The sequence below is a fragment of the Laceyella putida genome (assembly GCF_042665195.1).
GTDB lineage: Bacteria > Bacillota > Bacilli > Thermoactinomycetales > Thermoactinomycetaceae > Laceyella > Laceyella putida.
Window position 1 is genome coordinate 1 of the sequence record NZ_JBHTBW010000042.1, and the last position, 518, is coordinate 518.

1 protein-coding gene is annotated in these 518 nt (G+C 42.5%); it reads left to right on the top strand.

Annotated elements, in window-relative coordinates; genetic code table 11:
• On the top strand, positions 1-202 hold a 202-nt coding region (locus ACFQNG_RS12770), incomplete at its 5' end, for a hypothetical protein (RefSeq protein WP_379865533.1).
• Between the last annotated feature and the right edge of the window lie 316 nt (positions 203-518).

A 518-nucleotide genomic window follows, 5' to 3' on the forward strand; every position in this document is an offset into this window, starting at 1 on the left:
CTGGAGGTTGACAGACTTTTATGGTATAAAGATCGGTTCTTTTCCAAAATGGGTGCAATTGAAACACGATGTGCTTGACCATGCTACAAAAGGACCCATTAACGTTATCGTTTCCATTCCAAAATGGGTGCAATTAAAACCAAGAACAAATCCTTTGTTTGGATTGCCGAACAAGTTTCCATTCCAAAATGGGTGCAATTAAAACCCTTGGTTTTTCAAGGGGTTTGGGAGATTGTATTTTTTCCAATCCCTTCAAACACCTTGATTTTACTCGTTTCCAAAAAGTCTGTCAACCTCCAGCGCTTCCAAAAACCCGGGGGGTTCACAGACTTTTTGTTTTGGGGATCACCATAGAATTCCATTTTTTGAGCAGAACGGAACCGACTGTTGCGTGAAGTGGAGAGTGAGGGAAAGCTACGAAACATCGCGATCGTTTATTTTCTTTTGTATACTGGTCTTCGCGTATCCGAACTGGTTGCCTTGAACCAAGACGATGTGACGATGGGAGAACGATCAGG